Origin of the sequence: Streptomyces sp. NPDC001634, from assembly GCF_040298185.1 — a bacterium.
In the GTDB taxonomy this organism is placed as follows: Bacteria; Actinomycetota; Actinomycetes; order Streptomycetales; family Streptomycetaceae; genus Streptomyces.
In genome coordinates this window covers 1-26114 of record NZ_JBEOZU010000058.1, presented here as the reverse complement: position 1 = coordinate 26114, position 26114 = coordinate 1, and the positions used below count along the sequence as shown (strand labels likewise).

The 26114-nt window shown below is 68.9% G+C and carries 21 protein-coding genes, 1 rRNA gene, 1 pseudogene and 1 riboswitch; of the genes and pseudogenes, 8 read left to right on the top strand and 15 right to left on the bottom strand.

The window, feature by feature from the left end; translation table 11 throughout:
• Window positions 1-47: 47 nt before the first annotated feature.
• On the top strand, window positions 48-944 hold the full coding sequence (locus ABT186_RS31385; protein ID WP_351927927.1) for an aminoglycoside phosphotransferase family protein: 897 nt from the start codon (window positions 48-50) through the stop codon (window positions 942-944).
• A gap of 496 nt (window positions 945-1440) precedes the next feature.
• Window positions 1441-2004 (top strand): dihydrofolate reductase family protein, encoded by a 564-nt coding sequence (locus tag ABT186_RS31380; RefSeq protein ID WP_351927925.1) that lies wholly within the window; start codon window positions 1441-1443, stop codon window positions 2002-2004.
• 593 nt (window positions 2005-2597) lie between these two features.
• Here ABT186_RS31380 and ABT186_RS31375 read toward each other — a convergent pair.
• A complete protein-coding gene (locus ABT186_RS31375) occupies window positions 2598-3191 on the bottom strand; it encodes a DinB family protein (RefSeq protein WP_351231896.1) in 594 nt (197 codons plus the stop codon).
• Window positions 3192-3415: 224 nt separating this feature from the next.
• Between ABT186_RS31375 and ABT186_RS31370 the strand changes: the two are divergent.
• Window positions 3416-3967 (top strand): annotated as a pseudogene (locus ABT186_RS31370) (helix-turn-helix domain-containing protein); the annotation flags it as partial.
• Between the two features lie 112 nt (window positions 3968-4079).
• Window positions 4080-4889 (top strand): PhzF family phenazine biosynthesis protein, encoded by an 810-nt coding sequence (locus ABT186_RS31365; protein WP_351927923.1) that lies wholly within the window; start codon window positions 4080-4082, stop codon window positions 4887-4889.
• Between the two features lie 49 nt (window positions 4890-4938).
• On the opposite strand, the gene ABT186_RS31360 is transcribed toward ABT186_RS31365, so the two are convergent.
• Complete coding sequence (locus ABT186_RS31360; RefSeq protein WP_351231900.1) at window positions 4939-5739, bottom strand: CPBP family intramembrane glutamic endopeptidase; 801 nt, start codon at window positions 5737-5739, stop codon at window positions 4939-4941.
• A 187-nt stretch (window positions 5740-5926) separates the two neighbouring features.
• On the opposite strand from ABT186_RS31360, the gene ABT186_RS31355 reads away from it, so the two are divergent.
• Window positions 5927-7690 carry a substrate-binding and VWA domain-containing protein gene (locus tag ABT186_RS31355; protein ID WP_351927921.1) on the top strand — a complete coding sequence of 588 codons (1764 nt, stop codon included), beginning with the start codon at window positions 5927-5929 and terminating at the stop codon, window positions 7688-7690.
• A gap of 18 nt (window positions 7691-7708) precedes the next feature.
• Here the strand turns inward: ABT186_RS31355 and ABT186_RS31350 are convergent, their stop codons facing one another.
• Window positions 7709-9226, bottom strand: coding sequence for a glutamate-cysteine ligase family protein (locus ABT186_RS31350; RefSeq protein ID WP_351231904.1), 1518 nt, complete (start codon window positions 9224-9226; stop codon window positions 7709-7711).
• Window positions 9227-9759: 533 nt separating this feature from the next.
• On the opposite strand from ABT186_RS31350, the gene ABT186_RS31345 reads away from it, so the two are divergent.
• Together ABT186_RS31345 and ABT186_RS31340 are read left to right on the top strand one after the other, a co-directional pair.
• Entirely contained in the window at window positions 9760-10350 is a 591-nt protein-coding gene (locus tag ABT186_RS31345; RefSeq protein ID WP_351231906.1) for a hypothetical protein, read from the top strand.
• A gap of 398 nt (window positions 10351-10748) precedes the next feature.
• Window positions 10749-10955 (top strand): DUF5999 family protein, encoded by a 207-nt coding sequence (locus ABT186_RS31340; protein WP_351231908.1) that lies wholly within the window; start codon window positions 10749-10751, stop codon window positions 10953-10955.
• Window positions 10956-11050: 95 nt separating this feature from the next.
• Here the strand turns inward: ABT186_RS31340 and gcvP are convergent, their stop codons facing one another.
• Window positions 11051-13936, bottom strand: a complete 2886-nt coding sequence (gcvP, locus tag ABT186_RS31335) for an aminomethyl-transferring glycine dehydrogenase (protein ID WP_351927919.1) — start codon at window positions 13934-13936, stop codon at window positions 11051-11053.
• A gap of 177 nt (window positions 13937-14113) precedes the next feature.
• A riboswitch (glycine riboswitch) is annotated at window positions 14114-14209 on the bottom strand.
• A gap of 126 nt (window positions 14210-14335) precedes the next feature.
• On the opposite strand from gcvP, the gene ABT186_RS31330 reads away from it, so the two are divergent.
• On the top strand, window positions 14336-14707 hold the full coding sequence (locus ABT186_RS31330; RefSeq protein WP_351231912.1) for a PRC-barrel domain-containing protein: 372 nt from the start codon (window positions 14336-14338) through the stop codon (window positions 14705-14707).
• A gap of 829 nt (window positions 14708-15536) precedes the next feature.
• Here ABT186_RS31330 and ABT186_RS31325 read toward each other — a convergent pair.
• From ABT186_RS31325 to rrf, 11 genes are all read right to left on the bottom strand, one after another.
• The gene (locus ABT186_RS31325) at window positions 15537-16934 is read right to left on the bottom strand and encodes a DNA polymerase IV (protein WP_351231914.1); all 1398 of its coding nucleotides are present in this window, start codon (window positions 16932-16934) and stop codon (window positions 15537-15539) included.
• 63 nt (window positions 16935-16997) lie between these two features.
• Complete coding sequence (locus tag ABT186_RS31320) at window positions 16998-17672, bottom strand: MerR family transcriptional regulator (protein ID WP_351231916.1); 675 nt, start codon at window positions 17670-17672, stop codon at window positions 16998-17000.
• A 511-nt stretch (window positions 17673-18183) separates the two neighbouring features.
• The gene (locus ABT186_RS31315) at window positions 18184-18657 is read right to left on the bottom strand and encodes a bifunctional nuclease family protein (protein ID WP_004002801.1); all 474 of its coding nucleotides are present in this window, start codon (window positions 18655-18657) and stop codon (window positions 18184-18186) included.
• Window positions 18658-18740: 83 nt separating this feature from the next.
• Complete coding sequence (ftsR, locus tag ABT186_RS31310) at window positions 18741-19493, bottom strand: transcriptional regulator FtsR (protein WP_351231918.1); 753 nt, start codon at window positions 19491-19493, stop codon at window positions 18741-18743.
• Between the two features lie 18 nt (window positions 19494-19511).
• On the bottom strand, window positions 19512-20384 hold the full coding sequence (locus ABT186_RS31305; protein WP_351231920.1) for a zinc-ribbon and FHA domain-containing protein: 873 nt from the start codon (window positions 20382-20384) through the stop codon (window positions 19512-19514).
• 61 nt (window positions 20385-20445) lie between these two features.
• The gene (locus ABT186_RS31300; protein ID WP_351231922.1) at window positions 20446-21306 is read right to left on the bottom strand and encodes a DUF881 domain-containing protein; all 861 of its coding nucleotides are present in this window, start codon (window positions 21304-21306) and stop codon (window positions 20446-20448) included.
• A 5-nt stretch (window positions 21307-21311) separates the two neighbouring features.
• Window positions 21312-21644 (bottom strand): small basic family protein, encoded by a 333-nt coding sequence (locus ABT186_RS31295; protein ID WP_351231924.1) that lies wholly within the window; start codon window positions 21642-21644, stop codon window positions 21312-21314.
• A complete protein-coding gene (locus tag ABT186_RS31290) occupies window positions 21641-22477 on the bottom strand; it encodes a DUF881 domain-containing protein (protein WP_351231926.1) in 837 nt (278 codons plus the stop codon). Before ABT186_RS31290 ends, ABT186_RS31295 begins: the two co-directional genes overlap by 4 nt.
• A gap of 166 nt (window positions 22478-22643) precedes the next feature.
• Window positions 22644-25139 (bottom strand): sugar phosphate nucleotidyltransferase, encoded by a 2496-nt coding sequence (locus ABT186_RS31285; protein ID WP_351927917.1) that lies wholly within the window; start codon window positions 25137-25139, stop codon window positions 22644-22646.
• Between the two features lie 114 nt (window positions 25140-25253).
• Entirely contained in the window at window positions 25254-25862 is a 609-nt protein-coding gene (gene clsA, locus ABT186_RS31280) for a cardiolipin synthase ClsA (RefSeq protein ID WP_351231930.1), read from the bottom strand.
• Between the two features lie 157 nt (window positions 25863-26019).
• Window positions 26020-26114, bottom strand: a 5S ribosomal RNA gene (gene rrf / locus ABT186_RS31275); the annotation flags it as partial.

Genomic DNA, 26114 nt, shown 5'->3' with positions numbered 1-26114 from the left:
TCTGCTTCCGGCGTTTCGAATTGGACTAGTGGAAGAGCCTGCGAGAGATGACCATGCACGATGACCAAGTGGACGTGACCACCGAAATCGTTGCGGCCTTGATCCAAGAACAGTTTCCTCAGTGGAGCGGCAAGGCGATCCAACTCCTGTCGTCGACCGGGACGGTCAACGCCATCTTCCGCATCGGGAACGACCTCTCAGCGCGTTTCCCACTGCGTCTGGCCGATGCTGCCGAGGCGCTGGCGGTTCTGGAACAGGAAGCCCAGGCGAGCGCGGAGCTGGCACAGGTGTCTCGGTTCCCCGCCCCGGAACCCGTCGCCTTGGGAAAGCCTGGAGCGGGTTACCCCATGCCGTGGTCGGTCCAGACATGGCTGCCGGGAACGGTCGCCTCTGATGCCGACCCGAGTGGGTCGGACGCTTTCGCCGAGGACCTTGCGGCCTTCATCGCAGCCCTCCGGGACGCCGAGACGCGGGGGCGGCTTTTCAGCGGCGAAAATCGTGGCGGCGTTCTCGCTCACCACGACGATTGGATGGCGAAGTGCTTCGAGGAGAGTAAGGGGCTGCTCGACGTGCCCCGGCTGCGCCAGGTGTGGAGCCATTTTCGGGAGTTGCCACGCACGGGTGCCGACGTGATGAGCCATGGTGACTTGATTCCCGGCAATGTACTGGTCGCGGGAGACCGGCTCAGCGGCGTACTCGACACCGGCGGCTTCGGCCCGGCCGACCCCGCGCTGGATCTGGTCAGTGCCTGGCACCTGTTGCAGCCAGGCCCGCGGGAAGTGCTCCGGCGGACACTGGTCTGTGACGATCTGGAGTGGGAACGCGGCAAGGCATGGGCGTTCGAACAGGCGATGGGTCTTGTCTGGTACTACGTCGAGAGTAATCCGACGATGAGCAGAATGGGGCGCCGGACACTCGACCGCATTCTGGAGTCGATGGAGTGATGTCGCCCCGGTCGTAGGCCGTGATAGAGACGATCGCTTGCCGCCCCCACCGACAGCAGCACCAACGGGAACAGATCGGCTGAGACGGGACAGGATCGACTGAGATCACATGACACGGACAGATGCAGTCCGTCTCAACGAACCAAGTCCACGCGTCTCACCCAATCCAGTCCACGCAGGTCAGCGCAACGCAGACGACTAACTTCAATGAGACAGGACATCAGCGAACCTGATCGCGCGACTGAGGGCGCTGGGGGTGCTGGATGGCTGTACCGGCTGGGGTGGATCAGGCAGGGCCGCGCACTGCTGACCCAGCCAGTCATCAATGACCGCAAGGTCCGTACCAGTAAGGTCGCCGATCATGGAATCGAAGATCGCCGCCCTTCATGATGATCTTCGCGTGGGGCGGGAGATCTGAGGGGATCCCGCGAGCTGCGATGAGTCCTGCGGCGTCCGGCGGTCGTACTGTCGAACCCGTTACCGAGGAGGACTTCTGATGCGCAGCGTGACGTATTCGATGAGCGTCTCACTCGACGGCTACATCGTCGGGCCGGACGGCAGCTTCGACTGGACGGCGCCCGACGAGGAGGTCTTTCGCTTCTGGATCGACGAGATTCGAGGGGTCGGCATCCACCTGTTGGGACGACGGCTGTACGAGATGATGCTGTACTGGGAGACCGTCGACCAGGATCCATCGCTCGACGACTCAATGCTTGAGTGGGCCGCGATCTGGAAGCCGCTCCCAAAGGTGGTGTTTTCCACCACGCTGTCGGCGGTGCAGGGCAATGCCCGCCTGGCCTCCGGTGGCCTGGCGGAGGAGATCGAGCGGTTGCGAGCCGAGCCGGGGGAGGGCGACATCGCGATCGGCGGCGCGACGCTCGCCGCCGAGGCGGCCGCATCGGGTCTGATCGACGAGTACCGGGCCATGGTCTACCCAGTGCTGGTCGGCGGTGGCATTCCGTTCTTTCCCCAACGCGAGCGCCGGGTGGATCTCGAACTCGTCGAGACCCGCACCTTCAGCTCAGGAGTCGTCTACCTCCGCTACCGCGTGGCGAGCTAGGCCGTGCCGTGGAACGCTGCCGCCTCAGCTTGTTGGCCTGGGGTGGCTCCGGCCCTTGAGCCACGAGACGATCTCGTGTGCTGTGGCTGTACGAGAACAGGCGCCCGCTATGCCCGGGGGGACGCACGAAGTGGCCGGCTGAAGCCCTCACTGACCAACTGAAGCTCAGTCACACTTCGCCCGGGCCGGCAGATGCGCTTTCATGCAGCCTGTTCCGGCCCCGAAACCGTGACTCTGTCTCGACGAACCCAGTCCACGCCTCTCACTCAATCCAGTCCGCGCAGGTCAGCGGAATACGGGCGACCAACTTCGTTGAGACAGGCCAAATGTGTGATGGTGAGCTTCGCTGGCGGAGCTGCCTGGTGCATCGAACACCGGCGCCGGCGCCGGCAGCGGGATGGACCGGTCGGGCCGGCGGAGGGCCGGTCGGCCCCGTCGCTGCTTGGCCGACCGGCCGTGCAAGGGCAGGCCCCCGGCCAGGTACGACCGGCCGAGGTGGAAGCCGTGCGACAGGCCATCGCCCGGACCGCCGACGCGTCGTCGAGGACTATCGGCTTCATCATCCGCCGGACCGGACTCGGTCCGGTCCGGCGTTACGCGTCTCGGTCGGCCTCCTGCGCCGCACGCTCCAGCCGGTTTCGGTGGTTCTCCCACCACGCCGAATCACCGGGCGCCATGCTGTCGTTGCCCTTGTTCATCCCAACGGCACCGTCCATGAGTTCCCGGATGATGTCGGCGTGTCCGGCGTGCCGGTGCGTATCGGCGATCACGCGCACTACGGCATGATGCAGCGTCACCTCGTCCCTGCCGTCGGGCCACCACGGCACCCTGCCGATCGTGTCCAGCGCCAGCGCGTCGATCGTCGCGTCCGCATGCGCCCACGCCCGGCGGTAAAGCTCCACGATGTCCTCGCGTGACTCGTCGGCGGTGGCCCACATGTCCCCGTTGGGTTCAGCACCGTCGTCGAGCCAGGGCAGCGGCTCGCCGGACGGCCGTCCGAAGGTGTCGCCGAGGTAGCCCAGCTCCACGCCGGCCGCGTGTTTCACCAGGCCCAGGAGGTTGGTGCCGGTCGGAGTCATCGGGCGGCGGATGTCGTACTCCGAGAGCCCTTCGATCTTCCACAGCAGGGCATCGCGGGCGGACTGCAGGTAGAACTGGAGGTCAGCCTTGGGATCCGATTGGTTCATGGGGCAAGTCTGCCGTCGAGATACGCGCCTGGCTGTTACGAGCCTGGCTGTCATGCGAAGTGGACCGGGAGCGGGGAGAGGCAGGTCCAGGTGACATCGTCACCCAGCGCCCGGTAGGCCTCGGGGCCTGGATCGGGCCGATCGCGTACGGCTTGAACTCCTCCGGGAAACCGGGGGCGTCGAAGAACCGCACGTCGTCCTCGCGTGGCCTCGGGCCCGCCCACGGCACCGACCGTCTGATCAAGGAGTGGTACGGACCCGTCTGCCGGCAGCTGGGCGCCGGTCGCGACTGCGCCGCACTGTCCACCCTGCTGGCACAGCTACGGGACGAGTACACCGGGCCGGACGGCGCGGTGTCGCGGGAGATCCTCCAACTCCTGCTCTCCACATTGCTGTTGGAGATCGACCGGCTTCCCGGGGACAGCGAGAACGGCGACCCCCACGCCGGCAGTGAGATCTACGCCCTCCTCCGCACCGAGCTGGAACGCTCCTACGCCACCACCCGCCGTGCCGAGGACTACGCCGGGCGCCTGGGCTGCACAGTCAAAACCCTCACCCGCGCCTGCCTGGCGGCCACCGGGCAGTCGGTCAAGCAGGTCATCGACGCCCGGGTGGCCCTGGAGGCCCAGCGGCTGCTCGCACACACCGACGAACCCGTCGCGGTCATCGGCCGCCGGCTCGGCTTCTGCGAACCCACCAACTTCGGCAAGTTCTTCACCCGTCACACCGGCACCACCCCCGGCGACTTCCGCCGCACCCACCACGGCCCTCAGTGAACCCGGCTTACGGGTCAGGCCGGGCGCCGGGCCCGCGCTCCCCTCCGGCACCGGTCCAGCCACCCCGAATTGGCCTTGGCCCGCCCCGCCCTCCGGCGTCTAGCGTCGGCCCATGAGGATTCGTATCGTCGACGCCTTCACCGACCGCCCCTTCGCCGGCAACCCGGCCGGGGTCCTGCTCCTCGACGCCTTCCCCGACGACGGATGGCTCCAGGACGTGGCCCGCGAGGTCAACCACGCCGAGACCGCGTTCGCCCACCGCCTGCCCGAGGGCGGCGAGGCCGACTGGGCGCTGCGCTGGTTCACGCCCGCCACCGAGGTCGCCATGTGCGGCCACGCCACCCTGGCCACCGCCCATGTCCTGCACAGCACGGGCGCCCACGAGGGCCCCGTACGGTTCGCCACCCGCAGCGGCGTCCTGAGCGCCACGCCGCGCGAGGACGGCTCCATCACCCTGGACTTCCCCACCGCACCGCTCACCCGTGTCGAGATCCCCGAGGGCGTGGCCAAGGCCCTCGGCGCGGAGCCGCTCAGCGCCTTCGACACCGGCCCGAACGTCGGCGACCTGGTCCTCGAACTCGCCGACGAGAAGACGGTCCTCGGTCTCGCCCCCGACCACAAGGCGCTCGGCGGCCACTCACAGCGCGGCATCATCGCCACGGCCCGCGCCGAGGACCCCACCCGCGGGTACGACTTCGTCTCTCGCTGCTTCTTCCCGAACGTCGGCATCGACGAGGACCCGGTCACCGGCAGCGCCCACACCGCCCTGGCCCCCTTCTGGTCCGAGCGCCTCGGCCGCCCCGACCTCACGGGTCTGCAGGCCTCTCCGCGCTCCGGCCGTGTCCGCACCGAGCTCCGCGGCGAGCGCACCCACCTCACCGGCCGCGCGGTCACCGTGATCGAGGGCGAACTGCTCGCCTGACATCGCAAAAGGGGCGTACGACGACCTCGTACGCCCCTCTCCGCACGCCTCACGCCGTCGGCAGCCAGCCCACCTTCCCCGCCAGCAGCGCGTATCCCACGAACGCCCCGATGTCGAGCAGCGAGTGGGCCACCACCAGGGGGCCGACCCGGCCCCAGCGCCGGTAGAGGTAGACGAAGACCACGCCCATCACCATGTTGCCCAGGAACCCGCCGACGCCCTGGTAGAGGTGGTACGAGCCGCGGAGCACCGAGCTGGCCACCAGGGCCGTGCCGGGCGTCCAGCCCAACCGGCCGAGCCGGCGCAGCAGATAGCCGACGACGATGACCTCTTCGAGGACGGCGTTCTGCACCGCCGACAGGACCAGCACGGGGTACTTCCACCACACGTCGGGCAGTGCCTCCGGCACCACCGTGAGATTGGCGCCGAGCCCTCGGGCGGCCAGGTAGAACGCGATGCCCGTGGAGCCGATCACGGCGGCGATCCCCGCCCCGCGACCGAGGTCCGGCCAGGGCCGCGTCCGGTCGAAGCCGAGCGTGCGCAGGGACGCGCCCTCCCGCAGCAGGAAGTGCGCGACGAGCGCGACCGGCACCAGAGCCGTCGTGATCCCGAAGAGCTGCCAGGCAAGATCAAGCCAGGGACGGCCGGGGGCGGCCGAGGCGTTGAGCGTGGCCGCCTGCTCCTTGAGACCCCCCGGTTTGGTGACCGACCCGACAAAGCTGATCAGCGCGGAAACCCCGCTCGCACCGAGCGAAAGCCCCAGAACCAGCAGCGTCTCGTCCCGGAAAATCCGTCGCGTCGCCCGCTCCGTAGGAAAAGATTCGGCCACCGACCCTGCCTCCACCTGCACTCCCGCCTCCAGTTGAGCAATCCCGCCTCATCCCCATCTTCGCCCCGCTAGGGTCTCGAAAGAAGTTACGAAGATCGTGCGCGACAGGCCGTTGGGGGGACGGACGCCGTACGGGGCGTACCTCCCCCTTTGTTCTGCCATACGGCTGTTTCACGGCACGGGCTCAACAGGGAGGGGCACCACCGTCATGGGACGTCACAGCTTGCCCGATGAGTACGGGGCGAGTGCCGTCGACCCCCGTCCACGGGCGCGCCGTCGCACCGTGGCCGTCGCGACGGTCCTCGTCCTCACCGTCGCCGCGGGCACCGCGGCCGCCGTCAGAAGCGGGCTGCTCTCCTTCGGCACGTCGTGCCGGGACAACGCGATACGCCTCAAGGTCGCCGCCTCCCCGGACATGGCCCCCGCGCTCAAGGCCGCGGCCGAGGCGGCCCGCAAGCAGAACATCACCTCCGACGGCCGCTGCCTCGACATCGGCGTGACCGCCAGTGACGCGTACAAGGTCACCGACACCCTGCGCTCGGGCAAAAAGCCCGACGCACAGGTGTGGGTGCCGGACTCCGGCCTGTGGGTGCAGCGGGTGACCGCGGACAGCAAGGCGACCCCGGTCACCCCGGCGGGCAACGTCGCCTACTCCCCCGTCGGCATCGCCATGGTCCCCTCGGCCGCGAAGTCGCTGGGGTGGCCCGACAAGACCTACACCTGGACCGAGCTGGCCGGCGCGACCATGCAGGACGACCGGCTCGAGCTCGGCGGCGCCGACCCCTCGCGCAGCGCCACCGGTCTGCTCGCGCTGACCCAGCTGACCACCGAATCCGCCAAGGTCAAGGACGGCGACACCCAGGCGGCGGCCATGGCGAAGGTGCTCTCCCAGCGCACCGTGGACAGCGACAGCCAGGTCCTGGACACCCTCCCGCGCGACTCGTCCGGCACCGAGAAGGGCAATCCCAAGCGCAACCAGGCGGTGATCCTCTCCGAGCAGTCGGCGTTCGCGTACAACTCATCGTCGGACACTCACGAGGGGCTCGACCTGTTCTATCCCAAGGACGGATCGCCCGCCCTCGACTATCCGTTCGCCCTCGTCGACCAGCCGCAGCTGACCACCGACCAGAGCCGTGCCGCGCTGCGGTTCATGACCCTGCTCGGGGAGAAGGAGGGACGTGGGATCCTCGCCGGGCACGGCTTCCGCACCGAGGACACGAACGCCTCCACCGCGCTGGTCACCCGGGCGGGCGGCCGCTCCCCGCAGCCGTACGCGGAGCCCACGCTGGACCCGGCCTCCGACAAGGCGGTGGAGGAGGCGCTCGGCATGTGGACGATCACCGTGCAGAGCGCCCGGATCACCACGGTCGTCGACGCGTCCTCCTCCATGGCGGAGCCGGTACCGGGCACCGGCCAGTCCCGGATGGACGTCACCAAGGCGTCGCTGCTGCAGGCCCTGGCCACGTTCACGCCGGAGGACGAGATCGGGCTGTGGGAGTTCTCCACGAAGCTCGACGGCGACAAGGACTACCGCGTTCTGGTGCCGACCGAACGCCTGGGCGACCGCAAGGGCAACGGCACCCAGCGCGACACGCTCTCGGCCGCCTTCAGCGCGCTGCAGCCGGTGACGAACGGCGCGACGGGGCTCTACGACACCACCCTCGCCGCGTACAAGGCGGCCACCTCGTCCTATGTGAAGGGGAAGTTCAACGCACTCGTCGTGCTGACCGACGGCGTGAACCAGGATCCCGGCAGTATCTCCCGCTCGACCCTGATCAGCGATCTGCAGAAGCTGACCGACCCGGAGCGGCCGGTGCCGCTGATCGTGATCGCGGTGGGCCCCGAGGCCTCCAAGGAGGAGGCCGAGCAGATCGCGAAGGCGACCGGCGGCTCGGGCCATCAGGTCAATGACCCCTCGCAGATCCACTCGGTGATCCTCAAGGCGATCGTGGAGGCGGGCAGCCGGAGCTAGGCCCTCTCGTCCGGTCGCTCACCCCAGCGGCACCGGTGTCCGTAACCCGACCGGCCAGGTGTGCACGGGCTCGCCGACGTGCATCAGCTCGCTGTACTGACGTGTCGTCTCGGCCAGTGCGGTGTGCCGGTCCAGGCCCCGTTCCAGGGCCCGGTGGAAGGTGGCGGCCTGCCAGCTCGCGCCGTTGACCCTGAGCCGGCACCGCTCTTCGATCACTCCCAGGTAGAAGTCCCGGTCGGCGGGCTCTACACCCCATGCGTCGAGCCCCGCCTCGGCGAGCGGCAGCAGTTCGTCGCGCACCAGGTCCACGGCCTCCACCTCGGTGGTCCCGCCGTAGCGCCCGCGCTTCGGCCATCGCAGGCGGGCCTCGATGCCATGACGGCACGCGGTGTCGAAGTTGGCGGCCGCGGCCTCGAACGGCAGCCGTGTCCACACCGGCCGCGCGTCCTCGGCCAGGGCGCGGACGACACCGTAGTAGAAGGCCGCGTTGGCGATCACGTCGGTGACGGTGGGTCCGGCGGGCAGCACCCGGTTCTCGACCCGCAGATGCGGGACGCCGTCGGCGATGCCGTACACGGGCCTGTTCCAGCGGTACACCGTGCCGTTGTGCAGGACGAGTTCGGCGAGCTTGGGTGTGCCGCCCTCGTCGATGACGCGCAGGGGGTCCTCGTCGTCGCAGATCGGCAGCAGCGCCGGGAAGTAGCGCAGGTTCTCCTCGAACAGCTCGTACGCGGAGGTGATCCAGCGCTCCCCGAACCAGGTGCGCGGGCGCACGCCCTGCGCCTGCAGTTCGGGCGGCCGGGTGTCGGTGGACTGCTGGAACAGTGGCGGCCTCGACTCGCGCCACAGCTCGCGCCCGAACAGGAACGGCGAGTTGGCGCCAAGGGCGACCTGCGCCGCCGCGACCGCCTGGGCCGCGTTCCACACGTCGGCGAAGCGCGCAGGGGTGACCTGCAGGTGCAACTGGACGGAGGTGCAGGCGGCTTCGGGCGCGATCGACCGCGAGGTGCACTCGAGCCGCTCGACCCCGTCGATGTCGAGCGCGAAGTCCTCGCCGCGCGCGGCCACGATCTGATCGTTGAGCAGGGTGTAGCGGTCGACGGCGGAGAGGTTGGAGGAGACCAGGTCGTCGCGGTCGAGAGTCGGCAGAATGCCGATCATCACGATTCCGGCGTCGACCTCACCCGCTTTGCGATCGGCATATGCGAGCGAGGTGCGCAGCTCCTCGGCGAGCCGGTCGAATACCCGGCCGCCCAGCCGGTGTGGGGCTATGTTGACTTCGAGATTGAACATGGCGAGTTCTGTTTGGAAATCTCGGCTTGCAATCCTTTCCAGTACTTGTGCATTCATCATTCTGGGCATCCCGTCGGGCCCGGCGAGATTCAATTCGATCTCCAGACCCATCAGGTTCTTGGCGCGATCGAACCGCTTCTCCTCCAGGAGCCGCGCCAGCCCCGCCAGACACTGCCTGAGCTTGCCGCGGTAGCGCTGGCGATCGGACAGGTCGAACGACCCTGCCACGACCTTCTCCCCCATCGAAGCGTCCCTCCTCGGATGGGCAGGCCGACGAACCGGCCCCTGCTGTCCCGGGTCACGGGTGATGATGCCCAGACAACGCGATCGATAACGCCTCCACGGGCGGTCGCCGCCCGCTACGCTGGAGACGTCCCCGTGCGGCACATTCACGGGGCATGGAGCCGTATGCAGTTTCAACGCGCAACGATGTCGTGAAAAATGCCGACGAGAATCGGCCGACCGTTACGGACAAGTATTCCGAGGTCGCCGCCGGGGCGCGCGCGCAGTACCGGGACGAACGTCGCCTTTCGCCGACCGAATATCCCCTTGTCCTTCATACTGGGGACGGCTAGACGAAACACCATCTGAACACGTGTCGTATAAACTCCGCCCACGAGGCAGAGAGTTGGCGCCCGCGGTTCTGAGCCCTGTCGTCAAGTGCCGCCATTCGTCCGGGCACAGTCCCCCCGCCCCTCTGGCCCCCAGAGCTGACAGCGCCGTCCGCCCGCCCCGCCCCCGCGCCACATTGCCTGTCGAACGAGAGGCGACCCACCATGCCGCTGCATGTCCCCCCGGCTCCCGCGCCCGCTCTCCGCTCCGTCCTCACGGCACTCGGTTCCCCCACCGCAGTGCGCGAGGCCCGCACCCCGTCCCTGCGAGCCGCTCAGGGACCCGCCACACCTGAACTCCCGCTGCCGGTGCATGTACTGGACCGGATCACTCCGGCGGGCGCGTCGGCCACCCGGCTCGCCGGATGGCGTTTCCTCATCCGCTGCGGCGATCGCGCCGTGGCCGCCGCCGAGACCATGCTGACCCCCGACGGCTGGGCGTTCTCACACTTCTTCGAAGGTCCGTACGTCGCCGCCACCGAGCGCGCGCTGCGTCAGGCAGAGACCATGAAACAGCCCTACCAGGCCCGGCTCCTGTCCGTACCCGAGCTGTACATGCTCACCCTGTGGCTGCACGGCGACTGCACCGCAGACGGCGCGACGGGTCACCCGGCCGCGACCGACCTCCTGGTGCCGCTCGCGCCCGCGCCGCCCGGCATCGCGTCCCACCGCCCGCACCGCGTCGCCGAACTACTTCCGGTGCTCACCCTCCGTGTCACCCCTGCCCCGCTGCTCGGCTCGCCCGCCCCCGCGTAGCCCCGCCGCCCCACCGTGCCCCGCCGCCGGAAACGGCCGCGGGGCACGTCTCGTGTCCGGGCCGTCGAACACCTCCGCAACCCGCCGCTCGTTCGCGCCCCACCATGCTCGTTCGAGAGAGAAAGCGCTGGTCGGACCACATGGGCTAGCCCCTTCCGGCCATTGCGAACCACCCGAAGTGACAGTGGAGTTGGAATGAACCGTCCGCGCGGGTGATGCGTCATGAACCTGTGAGGAGCGGTGCAGCGAAATCCCTGCGGATTGACGCCCGTGGGGCAACACTGGGTTCCAGCACGACGTATCGCCAACGGGGGGCGGCCATGAAGGAATCGACGAGCCGCAGGACAGACGCAACAGCCATTCCACACATCACGCCAGAGCGAAAGATCCCATCCACCATGTGCCAGCACCAGCCACCGTGCCCGACCGCCGAATCCGCCGACCGGGAGTCCGCCCGTCTCGTGGCGCATCACCCGGAGCAGGGATGGAGCCTGCTGTGCAACGGCGTTCTGCTCTTCGAGGACACCGGTGAGCTTCTGCCCGACGGCCAGATCATCGCCCCGCACCGCCCGATGGGCACCGACCAGGTGATGACCGCCGCCTGAGGCGCGCGCACAAGGGGCACCCGATGCCCCGGCATACGAGGGGCCGGCCCGGAGACATACGCTCCGAACCGGCCCCGACGCATATCCGAGGGTGATTACTCGGCGTAAGCGTCCAGCGGCGGGCAGGAACAGACCAGGTTCCGGTCACCGAAGGCCTGGTCGATACGGCGCACCGGCGGCCAGTACTTGTCCGCGGCCGTGACGCCGGCCGGGAAGAGGGCTTCCTCGCGCGAGTAGGCGTGCTGCCACTCCCCGCCGAGCGCCGCGGCGGTGTGCGGTGCGTTCCCCAGCGGGTTGTCGTCGGCGGGCCACGCGCCCGAACCGACCTTCTCGATCTCGGCGCGGATGGCGATCATCGCGTCGCAGAACCGGTCGAGTTCGGTGAGGTCCTCGGACTCGGTCGGCTCGATCATCAGCGTGCCGGCCACCGGGAACGACATCGTCGGCGCGTGGAAGCCGTAGTCGATCAGCCGCTTGGCGACGTCGTCGACGCTCACGCCGGTCGCCTTGGTCAGCGGCCGCAGGTCGATGATGCACTCGTGCGCGACCAGGCCGCCCGGGCCGGTGTAGAGCACCGGGTAGTGCGGCTCCAGACGCTTGGCGACGTAGTTGGCGGACAGCACGGCCACCTGCGTGGCGCGCTTGAGGCCCTCGCCGCCCATGAGCCGGACGTACGCCCACGAGATCGGCAGGATGCCCGCCGAGCCCCACGGAGCGGCCGAGATCGGGCCCACGCCCGTCTCCGGGCCCGCCGCGGGCTGCAGCGGGTGGTTCGGCAGGTACGGCGCCAGGTGCGCGCGCACACCGACCGGGCCGACACCCGGACCGCCGCCGCCGTGCGGGATGCAGAACGTCTTGTGCAGGTTGAGGTGCGAGACGTCTCCGCCGAAGTGACCCGGCTTGGCGAGGCCGACCAGCGCGTTGAGGTTGGCGCCGTCGACGTAGACCTGGCCGCCCGCCTCGTGCACCTGGGCGCAGATGTCGGCGACGTGCTCCTCGAACACGCCGTGCGTGGACGGGTACGTGATCATCAGCACCGACAGCTCGTCGCGGTACTGCTCGATCTTTGCCCGCAGGTCCTCGACGTCGATCTCTCCGTCGTCGGCGGTCTTCACCACGACGACCTTCATACCGGCCATGACGGCGCTGGCGGCGTTGGTGCCGTGCGCGGAGGACGGGATGAGACAGACGGTGCGCTGGTCGTCGCCGTTGGCGCGGTGGTAGCCACGGACGGCGAGCAGACCAGCCAGCTCACCCTGGGAGCCGGCGTTGGGCTGGAGGGAGACCTTGTCGTAGCCGGTGACCTCGGCGAGACGTTCCTCCAGCTCGCGGATGAGCGTGAGATAGCCCTGGGCCTGCTCGGCGGGCGCGAAGGGGTGCAGCTGCCCGAACTCGGGCCAGGTGACCGGCTCCATCTCCGTGGTCGCGTTGAGCTTCATCGTGCAGGAGCCCAGCGGGATCATGCCGCGGTCGAGCGCGTAGTCACGGTCGGCCAGCCTGCGCAGATAGCGCAGCATCGCGGTCTCGGAGCGGTGCGCGTGGAAGACGGGGTGCGTGAGGTAGTCGTCGGTGCGCAGCAGGGCGTCCGGGAGCGCGTCCTCGGTGCTGGCGTCCAGCGCCTCCACGTCGCCCTCGACGCCGAACGCGGTCCAGACGGCGCCCAGCTGGGCCCGCCTGGTCGTCTCGTCGCAGGCGATCGACACATGGTCGGCGTCGACGAAGCGCAGATTGACCCCGCGCTCGCGCGCCGCGGCGACGACCGTGTCGGCCCGGCCCGGCACCCGCACGGTCAGCGTGTCGAAGTAGTCGCCGTGGACGACCTCGACCCCGCCCGCCGTGAGACCCGCGGCCAGGATCGCGGCGTACCGGTGCGTACGCCGCGCGATGGTCCGCAGACCCTCGGGGCCGTGGTAGACGGCGTACATTCCGGCCATCACGGCGAGCAGCACCTGGGCGGTGCAGATGTTGCTCGTCGCCTTCTCGCGGCGGATGTGCTGCTCCCGCGTCTGCAGGGCGAGCCGGTACGCCTTGTGGCCGTCCGCGTCCACGGAGACGCCGACGAGCCGACCGGGCAGGCTGCGTGCGAACTTCTCGTGCACCGCCATGTATCCGGCGTGCGGCCCGCCGAAGCCCATCGGCACACCGAAGCGCTGTGTCGTGCCCACGGCGATGTCCGCGCCCAGCTCGCCGGGCGAGGTGAGCAGCGTGAGGGCGAGCAGGTCGGCGGCGACGGTGACGAGCGCGCCCAGCTCATGGGCCTGCTCGATCACGGGCTTGATGTCGCGTACGGCACCGGAGGCGCCCGGGTACTGGATCAGTACGCCGTTGATCTCCCGCTCGGCCACCTCGGCCGGGATGCCGTCGCTGAGGTCGGCGACGACGACCTCGACGCCGGTCGGCTCGGCACGGGTCTCGATCACTGCGATGGTCTGCGGCAGCGTGTCCGCGTCGACCAGGAACAGGCCCTTCTTGTTCTTGCCCATGCGCCGGGACAGCGCCATGGCCTCGGCGGCGGCCGTGCCCTCGTCGAGCAGCGAGGCACCGGAGGTCGGCAGGCCGGTGAGGTCGGCGACCATGGTCTGGAAGTTCAGCAGGGCTTCGAGCCGGCCCTGGGAGATCTCCGGCTGGTACGGCGTGTAGGCCGTGTACCAGGCGGGGTTCTCCATGACGTTGCGCAGAATGACGGGCGGCGTGAAGGTGCCGTAGTACCCGAGCCCGATCATCGAATCGAGGACCTGGTTGCGGTCGGCGAGGGAGCGCAGCTCGGCAAGCACCTCGGCCTCGGTGCGCGCGCCCGGCAGGTCCAGGGCGTCGGCGTTCTTGATCACATCCGGGACGGCGGCGGCCGTGAGCTCGTCGAGCGAGCCATAGCCGACCTGCGCGAGCATCTTGGCCCGCGCCTCCGGGTCGGGCCCGATGTGGCGCTGCTCGAAGGGCGTGCCCTGTTCGAGATCGGAGAGCGGAATGCGGTGGGCGGTCATTGCGGAGGCCTCCTGGTCTGACGCGACCTTCCAGGGGCACCACGGCGCGGGTACCCCGACGGCCTCCCCCTCTGTCATCTCAACCTGAGAGCTTCACCGGTCCGTCCGAAGGCGGTCCGGCTTTCACCGTCGGTGAGAGCGGAAGCCGTCGACACCCGCCCTGCTTTCCAGAGTGACCTCGTCCGTGCGGTACGTGTGCCTGAGAGATTCCGGGGAGGGTTTGCTCCTTCGGCGCCTCCGGATCGCTCCGGAGGACTCTCCCGCACGGGGTCTACAGCCGCTTGCCAGACTACCAGCGGGGACAACACCGCAACCTTGGAGTGGACCTTCGAGTGGCCACATGCCTGAATGTGCTCTTTTGTAGTGCTTACGGATGAGTTGCGACCAGTTGGAGGGACCGTGAAGACCGATATCGATCCGCGGAATCTGATCGGCCGCAAGGCGTTCGACCGCAATGGCAACAAGATCGGCACGGTCGACGAGGTCTACCTCGACGATGCGACCGGTGTGCCGGAGTGGGCGGCCATACGAACGGGCCTGTTCAGCAGGGACGCGTTTGTTCCGCTGGAGCCCAGCGAGCTGGTCGAGGGCGCGCTGTACGTCCCATTCGAACGCACCCTGATCAAGGACGCCCCCGACTTCGGTGTCGGACGCCATCTCTCCCCCGAACAGGAACTGCAGCTCTACCACCACTACGGCCTCGACGTGGCCGCCCCGCCCGCACCACCGGACCGGGACTTCGGCCATCTCGCGGGGTCGGACGAGACCTGAGCCCGCCTCTACCCGCCCCGGCCCGGCACCCGGCTCGGCACCGGGGAGACGCCTCGGACCGAGCCGGAGAGTCCGGGAGCCCCGGGCCTGAGCTCCCGGTTCCGGCCCTTCGGACTTCGGGGCAGCGCGCATGGCGGGGCGGGCCGTCAAGCTGCGGGGTTCCTGGCCACGCCACTGGCCTGCCTTTCGTTTCGCCGGGCGACCAAGGTGCGGGTTCCGGGCTCGCGCAACCCGGCTCACAGCCCGAGACTGCCGAGCTTCGCAGCTACGGGCTCTCCCCGGCTCCGGACCACCGGCGGCGCCCGCAGGCCCCGGCGGCCGTCGGCGGTCGCCCACGACCCCGCGGCCTCGCGCCTTCGGACTTCCAACGGGCAGATCCAGGCTCGCACCGCCCGGCTCGCAGCCCGAGACCGCAAGCTTCCGCAGCTCGGGCTCCCGCCTCGACACCACTTGCGGCACAAGCACACCCCAGCGCCCGCACTTCCGCAGCTCGGGCTCCCGCCTCGACACCACTTGCGGTACAAGCAGACCCCAGCGCCCGCCGACGGCCGCACACGACCGCCGCATGGGCCGCCGACACACAGATCCAGGCCCACACCGCCCGCTCACCACCCGAGACCGACGAGCCTCCACAGCACCGGGCTCCCCCGCTCCAGACCACCAGCCGCACCAGCAGACCCCGGCCCGTCCGCGGCCGCCCGCAACCCCGCGACACCGGGCCTTCGGACCGCCGACACACAGATCCAGGCCCACACCGCCCGCTCACCACCCGAAACCGACGAGCCTCCACAGCACCAGGCTCCCCCGCTCCGGACCACCGGCGGCGCTGTCACGTCCGGGTGGCCGTCGGAGTCGGCCGCGGGTCCGTGGCCTCGGGTCTTCGGGGTACCAGGGGCAGGGGATCCGCCGGCTCCAGATGGGAGTCGTCGATGCGGAACGTGCGGACCCGCCCCGGCTCCGAGTCGGGTGTCTCGAACCGTACCGTCACCCTGCCAAGCCCGCTGCCCTGCACCCATCCGTGCCCGTACTCGGTGTGCCGGACGTCGTGCCCCGCACGCCAGACCCGCTCGGCCGGCACCCCCGCCTTGTCCTCGCCGGGCTCGTCCGCCGCGTCCGCCTCCGGATGCTCCTCCGCCACGCCCTCCCCTGCGGCCAGGTGCGCCTGGGCGAAGAGGTCCTCCTGTGTGTAGTCGGCGAGTCCGCTGACGCCGACGCCGAGCAGCCGTACCCCACCCGTGGTGTCCACGGCCTCCAGCAGCCGCGCCGCGGCCTCCCGCACCACCGCCGGGTCGTCCGTGGGCCCACGCAGCGTCTCGGACCGGGTCAGCGTCGAGAAGTCGTACCTCCGTACCTTCAGCACGATGGTCCGCCCCGACAGCCCCGCCTCCCGCAGCCGCCGCACACACCGGTCCGCGAGCCGCTGCACCTCCAGGCCGACCCGGACCCGGTCATGGATGTCCACGTCGTACGTGTCCTCGACCGACACCGACTTGGCTTCCCGCTCGGCGACCACCGGCCGCTCGTCGTGGGCCAGCGCCATGGCGTACAGCGCATGCCCGTGGGCCTTGCCCAGCAGCCGTACGAGCTCGTCCTCGCCCGCTTCGGCGATCTCGTCGACCGTGGTGATCCCGGCCCGCCGCAGATGGTCCCCCGTGGCGGGGCCGACCCCCGGAAGCGTGCGCACGGACATCGGCCCGAGCATCGCGCGCTCGGTGCCCGGCCGTATCAGCACCAGCCCGTCCGGCTTGGCCTGCTCGGAGGCGATCTTCGCGAGCATCTTGGAGGCGGCGAGCCCCACCGAGCCCGTCAGCCCGGTGACGGCCCGGATGTCCGCGCGCAGCTTCACCCCGGTCAGCCGCGCCGACTCCTCGTCCCAGGCCGTTCCCCCTGCCTCCAGGTCCACGAACGCCTCGTCCAGGCTCAGCGGCTCCACGAGCGGCGACAGGGCCCTCAGCAGCCCCATCACCTGCTCGCTGATCTCCCGGTAGAACCCGAAGCGCGGCACCAGATACGCGGCGTTCGGCGCGAGCCGGCGCGCCTGCGCCATGGGCATCGCCGAGTGCACCCCGAAGACCCGTGCCTCGTACGACGCCGTGGCCACCACCCCGCGCGGTCCGAGCCCGCCCACGATGACGGCCTTTCCGCGCAAGCTCGGCTTGGATGCCTGCTCCGCCGAGGCGTAGAAGGCATCCATGTCGAGATGCAGGATGGTGGGCGCGGTTCTCACATCTCCGATGCTGCCCTACGCCACTGACAATGCAGCCCGGACACGGACAGCAACCTCAGACGCTCAGACGGCCCGGTTGCGCCGCCGCGCCAGTTCGTCCGCCGGATTGTGGCCGACGATGGTCTCACCCGTGTCGACGCGCTCCCCGTGCAGCTGCGACAGCGCGTTCTCCACGTCCCGCCACACCACGCCCACGGCGATACCGAAGATGCCCTGCCCGCCCTGCAGCAGCGCATGGACCTCGTCCGGCGACGTGCACTCGTAGACCGTCGCACCGTCGCTCATCAGCGTCATCCGCTCCAGATCGCAGAATCCGCGCTCCCTGAGGTGCTGGACGGCGCTACGGATGTTCTGCAGCGACACACCGGTGTCGAGGAACCGTTTGACGATCTTCAGGACGACGACGTCCCGGAAGCTGTACAGCCGCTGCGTTCCCGACCCGTAGGCGGGACGCACGCTCGGTTCGACGAGACCCGTCCTGGCCCAGTAGTCCAGCTGCCGGTAGGTGATTCCCGCGGCGGCACACGCCGTGGGACCGCGATAGCCGATGTGCTCGGAAGCCGCCCCTCCGTCGCCCGGCACGGCCATCGGCCGCTGAGTGGCGGAGCCGGCCGCGCTGCCGGGATGGGGGTACCCCCTGCTCGAGCGAAGCCGAGAGCTTGGGGAAGGGTACGGGCCATTCTCTCCCAGACTGTGTCCGGGAGCACCCCCAGCCGTACCGCCGCCGCTGCTTCTCACGCCGACCTCCGTCCTTGACCTGCCTTCTCGACGGTAGGCAGTCACCAGGGGTGCGTCAACGATCGCCACACTCGGCACGCCGAGTGATAATCACCCTAGGAGTGGTTTCCCGTGCCCTCCCGCGGGGAAAGGCTAGCCGAATGCTCTAGCCATGGATCGCGGGATGCGTCACCGACGCCCACCCTCGCCGCGCCGAGCGGAGCCGCTCGCTCCGCTCTGACCTGCCGGGATCCGCAGCCCGCCGGACCTCTTCCCAGCAGGACCGCCGCCCCGGTTCCGGTCTCCGTGCCGAACCAGCCGGAGCGGCCCGCACCTGGCAACGACATGCCCTTGAGACCCGACACTCCTTACTTGGTCGGTTCCGCCCCGCAGTCCGCTAGGGGCACAAGCCTCCCGCGCCCCGGGCCACGCCCGTCGGCTCACGCCCGACGGGCCCGCACACGCGCGGCATCACCGAGGCGTCGGCGCAGCCCGCCCGGCTCAGGCCCCGAAGGGACCGCACGGGGGCCGATCACTGGCTGCTGGTGCCGAAGTCCTCCGGCGAGATCTGGTCGAGGAACTCGCGGAACTTCTCGACCTCGTCCTCCTGCTCGTCCGGGATGGCGATTCCCGCGTCGTCGAGCACCCCGTCACTGCCGTAGATCGGCGTTCCGGTGCGCAGCGCCAGCGCTATGGCGTCGGACGGCCGGGCGCTCACCTCGACGCCGCTGGCGAAGACCAGCTCCGCGTAGAAGACGCCTTCACGCAGATCCGTGATGCGTACTTCCGTGAGCTCCTGGCCGACAGCCTCCAGCACGTCCTTGAACAGGTCGTGGGTCAGCGGTCGCGCGGGGGCCATGCCCTGCTGGGCGAACGCAATCGCCGTCGCCTCCCCGGGGCCGATCCAGATGGGGAGGTAACGGTCGCCTCCCACTTCACGCAGGAGCACGATCGGTTGGTTGGAGGGCATCTCGACCCGGACACCTACGACATCGAGCTCGTTCACACAGCAACCCTAGGCCGTGCCCGGGATGTTTGGGTAGTCGGGCACAGAACGGCCGACCGATCCGCCCAGGGCGAACGCCCGGCTCAGGGCAGCCGCACGCCCAGCGCGGACTGCACCAGCGCGGCATGCAGCTTCACCGCGAGCCCGGCCAGCTCCTTCGTACGCGCCTCGGCGTGCGCCCTGGTCTGCGGATTGCGGTGGAGCCGCAACGGGGCCACCACCTGGTCCACCAGGCCCGCCTCGCGGTCCGCGGCGGCCTTCATCACCCGCAGATGGCGCGGCTCGATCCCGTACCGGCCCAGTTCGGCCACCAGAGTGGCCACGGTGACCGCCTCGGCGTCGTACATTCCGTCCGGCAGCGGTACGACGAGCCCGTACGACTCCCACTCCTCGAGCTGCTCCATACAGATCTCGGCCGCCGACAGCAGCTCGTCGCGGCCGATCCGCGCGGCCGTGGGAGTGTCGGACTCGCCCAGAAGATCTCCGAGCAGCTCTCCGTCACCCATGTCGCGCGGACGGCCCAGGGAGGGCAGACGCACCTCCTCGCCCCGCTCCAGGGCGTCCAGGTGCTCACGGATGACCTTCAGCGGCAGATAGTGGTCCCGCTGCATCCTCAGCACCTGGCCGAGGCGCTCGACGTCGCGCACGCTGAACTTGCGGTAGCCGGAAGGGGTGCGCTGCGGCTCGATGAGCCCCTCGGACTCCAGGAAACGGATCTTGGAGATGGTGACTTCGGGGAATTCCTCGCGCAGCATGTTCAGCACCGTGCCGATGCTCATCAGCCGACCGTCGGCGGCGGTGCCGCTGTCGGCACCGCCGCTCGGTGTGTGAAGCATGGCCCCTTCCCTGGCGGGTCAGATGCCCCGCTGACTCGCGTAGAAGACCAGCCGGTACTTGCCGATCTGCACCTCGTCGCCGTTGTTGAGCGCGACCTGGTCGATGCGCTCACGGTTGACGTAGGTGCCGTTGAGGCTGCCGACGTCGGCGACCGTGAACCTGCCGTCCGGACTGCGGCGGAACTCCACATGGCGGCGCGACACCGTCACATCGTCCAGGAAGATGTCGCTCTGCGGATGGCGCCCCGCCGTGGTCAGGTCGCTGTCCAACAGGAAGCGGCTACCGGAGTTGGGGCCGCGGCGCACCACCAGGAGCGCCGAGCCGAGCGGCAGCGCGTCGACGGCCGCCTGCGCCTCCGGGGAGAGCGTCGGCACCGGTGTCTGGCCGGTGGCCTCCGCGTCGTACGCCTCCAGCCCGGAGATCGAGATCGTGGACGTCGTCTCCGACGCACGCTCCGGAACCGCCCCCGCTCGAAGCGGCGCACCGCAGTTGGAACAGAAGCGGCTGTTTTCCGCGTTGCGGTGACCGCACCTTGTACACACCAGGGCCGACATGTCCCCGAAACCTATGCGGCCGGACGCGCCAGGGTCAACAGACGGCGCGCCCTGACCTCCGGAAATGTCACCACCCGGACCAGCGACCTGGTCCCGGAAGAGGGGGCGCTGGCCCTCCGCTTCTCCCGGTTCTGCGCGATGGCGGGCAGTCGCGTTGTCGCTGCCCTCTCGCGCGCTCTTGCCGAACAACTTCGCAAACAACTTCACGGGCGATTCCCCTTGACCGAAACAGACCCGCCCGTGGGGCAGGACGAACCCTGACTGCATACACCGGCCGACCCGGACATCCTCACAACGTCCGTATCCACCAGACAGTTTCCACCACGCACCACCCATTCGGTGCGCCGACCCCCCGCAACCTCATGCCCCTGCCGGACTGCCTCCATGCACCCCCGGTTCACTGGGAGGACGACCGAGCGTAGTCAGGCCGCTTCGCCCCTCGCAAGGCGTCGACGACGATCTTCGCCGAACGCTCCACGGTGACCGTGGCCTGCTCCTTCTCAAGAGTCTGCACCACGCCTCCAGGGATGTTGAGCGCCGGCTCCAGGTCCTGCGGCTTACCGATCACTTTGAAAACGTAGGGCTTGGTGATCTTGTTCCCGTCCACGCTCACACTCTTGCCGGAGTCCGACAGATAGGTGCTGGCCACGACCCGTACGCCGTTCACCTGGATCGCCTCCGCGCCGGCCGCGCGCAGCTCCTGGATCGCGTCGAGCAGCATGTCCGCCTGGACCGTTCCCTTCGTGTCCTCGACCGTCATCGTGATGCCGGGTCCCTGGGCCGCCACCGTGCCTGCAAGGATGCCGAGTTGTTTCTCCCTCTCGGCGGTCTGCTTGCGTGCCTCCTCGGCCTGGTTCGAGCTGTTCTCCAGCTCGGCCCGCTGATCCACAAGACCCTGCTTCTCGTCCTGAAGACGCTGTGTACGGTCGTCCAGTTCATCGAGGATGCGCACAAGATCCTCCTGGCGCGCACCGCGCAGGGCGCTGCTGCCGTCACTGTTGGAGGCGACCTGGACGGCCAGGCCGAAGCCGAGGCCGAACAGCAGCAGCGCGACAATGAGTTGGGCCCGCGTCACGCGCGGCGGCCACAGACCCTTCACCAGGCGCTGCCGGCCGGTCAGAGCGGCCCCGGAGCCCTCCGGCCCGTCCGGATCTCCTGAGGCGTCGGCGGCCTCTGCCGGGACCTCCTGCGGAAGTTCCCTGCGCAGCCGGTGCTCGGGGGTCCCCGGCGGGGTGGGTGTCTCGTCCTCGTTGCTCATCGGCCTCACGCCCGGAACACATGCCGGCGGATCGCCGCGGCGTTGGAGAAGATCCGGATGCCGAGGACGACCACGACACCGGTGGACAGCTGAGCGCCGACACCCAACTTGTCACCCAGGAACACGATCAGCGCCGCCACCACCACGTTCGACAGGAACGACACCACGAAGACCTTGTCGTCGAAGATCCCGTCGAGCATGGCCCGCAATCCGCCGAACACGGCGTCGAGCGCCGCCACGACAGCGATCGGAAGATAAGGCTCGACGACCACCGGAACCTCGGGACGGACCAACAGGCCGACCACGACTCCGACGACGAGGCCCAGTACGGCGATCACGATGTGCCCTTCTCTGTGCTCGGTTGTGCTGTACGTACGATCACACTCGGCGCCGCGGGCAGCCGAACGTCACCCTCGACGGAAATGCCGGTCCGGATCCCGTAGTTCTCCTGCAGCGCATGCAGATACAGCCCGTCGGCGCTGTTCTGGAACCTCGTGCTGAGCCGTTCCCCGTCCCCCACCGCGAGCACCGTGTACGGCGGCACCAGCGGTCTGTTGTCGACCAGTATCGCGTCACCCGCGGCCCTGATCGCCGAGAGTGCCGTCAGCCGCTGTCCGTTGATCGCGATCGCCTCGGCGCCCGATTCCCACATCCCGTTGACCACGCGCTGCATATCGCGGTCACGGACACGTCCGGTGTCGGAGAAGTCGGAGGTCTCACGCGGATTGCCGTTCCCGCCCGTCGTGGCTTCCTTGGCGTCGTTCACGACGAGCTTCACACCCGGGCCGTGCACCGGGACGGCGCCCGACAGGAGCCCGGCCAGATCGGCCGTGCCACTGTCCCCGTCCGTCTTCAGGGCCTCACGCTGGCGAGCGCTCACATCGTCGCGGAGCTTGTCGACCGTGCCTTCCAGCTTGTCCGCGGCCGCCGTCTCACGCTGGATACGGTCGATCAGTTCCTGGCGCTCCTTGGCGACCGTCGGAGCCGCTACACGCGCCTGCGCGGCGCCCAGGGTGACCACGAGCGCGGCGAGCACGAGGCCGGCCGCAAGACCGAGCTTGGCCCGCACCGTCCTGGGCATGCCACCGGCGCCCTCGGACTTCTTCCGGGCGGCAGCCTCTGCGTACCCGTCGTCCAGGCTGTGATCCATGACGTTGGTGAGCAACGACATGGAGGCGTCCGGACGCGAGGATCGGGTGGCTGTGCTCCGAACGGGGGGCGGCTGCGGCATGCCGCACATCGTCGCACGTCGCGAGCGATACCTCCGAATGGCCCCACCCGCGTGCCGGACAGGCCCCCTAGGGGACACATGTCCGACACGCGCGCGTGCTGCGTGTTTATCGACCAGCGCTGTCCACGACCGCCGACCACTCGTCGAGGAGGGCCTGCGCCGAGGCGTCGTCGGGCCCTTCGGCCCACAGATGGGTGACGGCTTCTGCGGGGTCGGGCAGCACCAGCACCCACCGCCCGTCGGTCTCCACGACGCGGACGCCATCCGTCGTGTCGACAAAGCGATCCCCGGCCGCCTCCACGACCCGGCGCATCACAAGTCCCTTGACGGCCCAGGGAGTCGCGAGATCACGCTTGAGGACGTGCGCCCGCGGAATCCGCGCATCGATCTGGCTGAGGGTGAGCTGTGTCCTCGCCACCAGACCGATCAGCCGTACGAAGGCCGCCGTGCCGTCGAAGACACTGCTGAACTCCGGCACGATGAACCCACCACGGCCGTCGCCACCGAAGATCGTCGACTCGTCCCGGCCCACGCGCGTGAGGTCGTCCGGCGAGGTGGTCGTCCACTCGACCTGCGTCCCGTGATAGGCCGCCACCTGCTCGGCGATCCTCGTCGTGGTCACCGGCAGTGCCACCCGCCCGCTGCGCCGCTCGGCGGCCACCAGGTCGAGCATCACCAACAGCGCCCGGTCGTCCTCGACGATCCGTCCCTTCTCGTCGACCAGTGACAGCCGCTCGCCGACGGGGTCGAACCGCACGCCGAATGCAGCCCTCGACGACGCGACGATCTCACCGAGCCGCATGAGCCCCGAACGCCGCGCGTCGGCGCTCTCCGTGGGCCGCGACTCGTCGAGACCGGGATTGATCGTCAGCGAGTCCACGCCGAGCTTGCCGAGCAGGCTCGGCAGCACGAGCCCGGCACTGCCGTTCGAGGCGTCCACGACGACCTTGAGGCCCGACTCGGCGATCCCCGAGGTGTCGACGCTCCGCAGCAGCGACCCGGTGTACGAGTCGAAGACGCTGGACGGGAAGTACAGGTCGCCGATCTCACCGGGGAAGGCTCGCCGGTACTCCTGCCGCGCGAACACCCGGTCCAGCTTCCGCTGACCGGCCTGCGACAGATCCGCGCCCCGTCCGTCGAAGAACATGATGTCGACGGAGTCCGGTACACCGGGCGACGTCCGGATCATGATCCCGCCGGCGCTGCCCCGCGCGGTCTGCTGCCGGGCGACGGGCAGCGGTACGTTCTCCAGGTCGCGTACGTCGATGGCGCTGGCCTGGAGCGCCGAGATCACCGCACGCTTCAGCGCACGCGCGCCTCGGGAGTGGTCGCGGGCCGTGGTGACCGTGGAGCCCTTCTTGAGCGTGGTGGCGTACGCGCCGGCCAGCCGTACGGCCAACTCGGGAGTGATCTCCACGTTCAGGATCCCGGACACACCGCGGGCGCCGAAGAGATGCGCCTGGCTTCGCGACTCCCAGATGACCGAGGTGTTGACGAAGGCACCGGCCTCGATGGTCTTGAACGGGTAGACCCGCACATTGCCCTGCACGATCGATTCTTCGCCGATGAGGCATTCGTCGCCGATGACGGCGCCGTCCTCGATCCGGGCAGCGCGCATGATGTCGGTGTTCTTTCCGATGACACAGCCGCGCAGATTGCTGTGCTGTCCGATATACACGTTGTCGTGCACAACGGCCTTGTGCAGAAACGCCCCGCTCTTCACAACGACGTTCGAACCCACGACGGTGTGTTCACGGATTTCGGTACCGGCCTCGACCTTGGCGTAGTCACCGACGTAGAGCGGACCGCGCAGCACGGCATCGGGGTGCACCTCCGCGCCCTCCGCCACCCACACTCCTGGGGAGATCTCGAAGCCGTCGATCTCGACGTCGACCTTGCCCTCCAGGACATCCGCCTGCGCCTTCACGTAGCTCTCGTGCGTGCCGACATCCTCCCAGTAGCCCTCGGCGACATAGCCGTAGATCGGCTTGCCGTCCTTCATCAGCTGCGGGAAAACATCGCCGGACCAGTCCACGGGAACGTCGGGTTCGACGTAGTCGAAGACTTCGGGCTCCATGACATAGATGCCCGTGTTGACAGTGTCCGAGAAAACCTGGCCCCAGGTCGGCTTCTCCAGGAAGCGTTCGACCTTTCCCTCTTCGTCGACGATGGTGATGCCGAATTCCAGCGGATTGGGCACGCGCGTCAGACAGACGGTGACCAGGGCGCCCTTTTCCTTGTGGAAATTGATCAGATCAGTGAGATCGAAGTCGGTCAGGGCATCGCCGGAGATGACGAGGAACGCGTCGTCCTTGAGTGCTTCCTCCGCGTTCTTGACGCTCCCGGCGGTACCGAGTGGCTTCTCCTCGTTGGCATATGTGAGCTCCATCCCGAGCTCCTCGCCGTCACCGAAGTAGTTCTTGACCAGCGAGGCCAGGAACTGGACAGTCACGACGGTCTCGTTGAGCCCATGCCTTTTGAGCAGCCGCAGCACGTGCTCCATGATCGGACGGTTGACCACCGGCAGGAGTGGCTTGGGCATGCTTGAGGTCATGGGGCGAAGGCGCGTGCCTTCGCCTCCCGCCATTACGACGGCCTTCATGTCGGAAGCGTCCTCCTCTAAGAGACGACGGTCTAGCCGACTTCACCCGTCTAGATTGTCCCGCAGTTTCCCCGCGCGGGCCATCGAGCCACTACGGCCGCCCAATCGGCGGGCTCAATCGGCCATGGCGTCCGCCCTGACAAGTCGGCGGACCTGAACCACGTAGAGGACTCCTGCCCACCAGTACAGCGTTGTACCCCATCCGGCGAACGCCCATCCGAAAATAGCAGCGAGTGACGCGATCCATCCGCTTGCGTCACTGAGAAGCAGCAGCGGGAAGGCGTACATCAAGTTGAACGTGGCGGCCTTCCCCAGGAAGTTCACCTGGGGCGGCGGATAGCCGTGACGCCTGAGGATGCCCACCATCACCAGCAGAACCAGCTCTCGCGCCACAAGTACACCGGTGAGCCACAGGGGCAGAATCCCGCGCCAGGTGAGACCGACCAGGGTCGACGCGATGTAGAGCCGGTCGGCCGCGGGATCGAGGAGCCGGCCCAGGCTGCTGATCTGGTTCCACCGTCGGGCGAGCTTGCCGTCCAGATAGTCGCTGACGCCGCTCAGCACGAGCACGAGCAGCGCCCAGCCGTCGCTCTTCGGCCCGCCGAACTCGGGCCTGAGGATGAGCCACAGGAAGACGGGCACGCCTACGAGCCGAGCCATGCTGAGGATGTTCGGGATGGTGAGGACCCGATCCGTCTGGACGCGGGTCTCCTGGACCTCCACCCGGGGGCCTCCTGCGGGAAACGAACCAACGATGCTCCCCGACCCTACCTGCAGGGTTCACACCGTGGTGCGCAGGGGGTTGCACCGAGGCCAATCCCGGGCAACAAAAAACTCCGGCTCCCGGGCGGTGTGCCCAAGAACCGGAGTTCCAAAGGGAGTTCGGCGGTGTCCTACTCTCCCACAGGGTCCCCCCTGCAGTACCATCGGCGCTGTGAGGCTTAGCTTCCGGGTTCGGAATGTAACCGGGCGTTT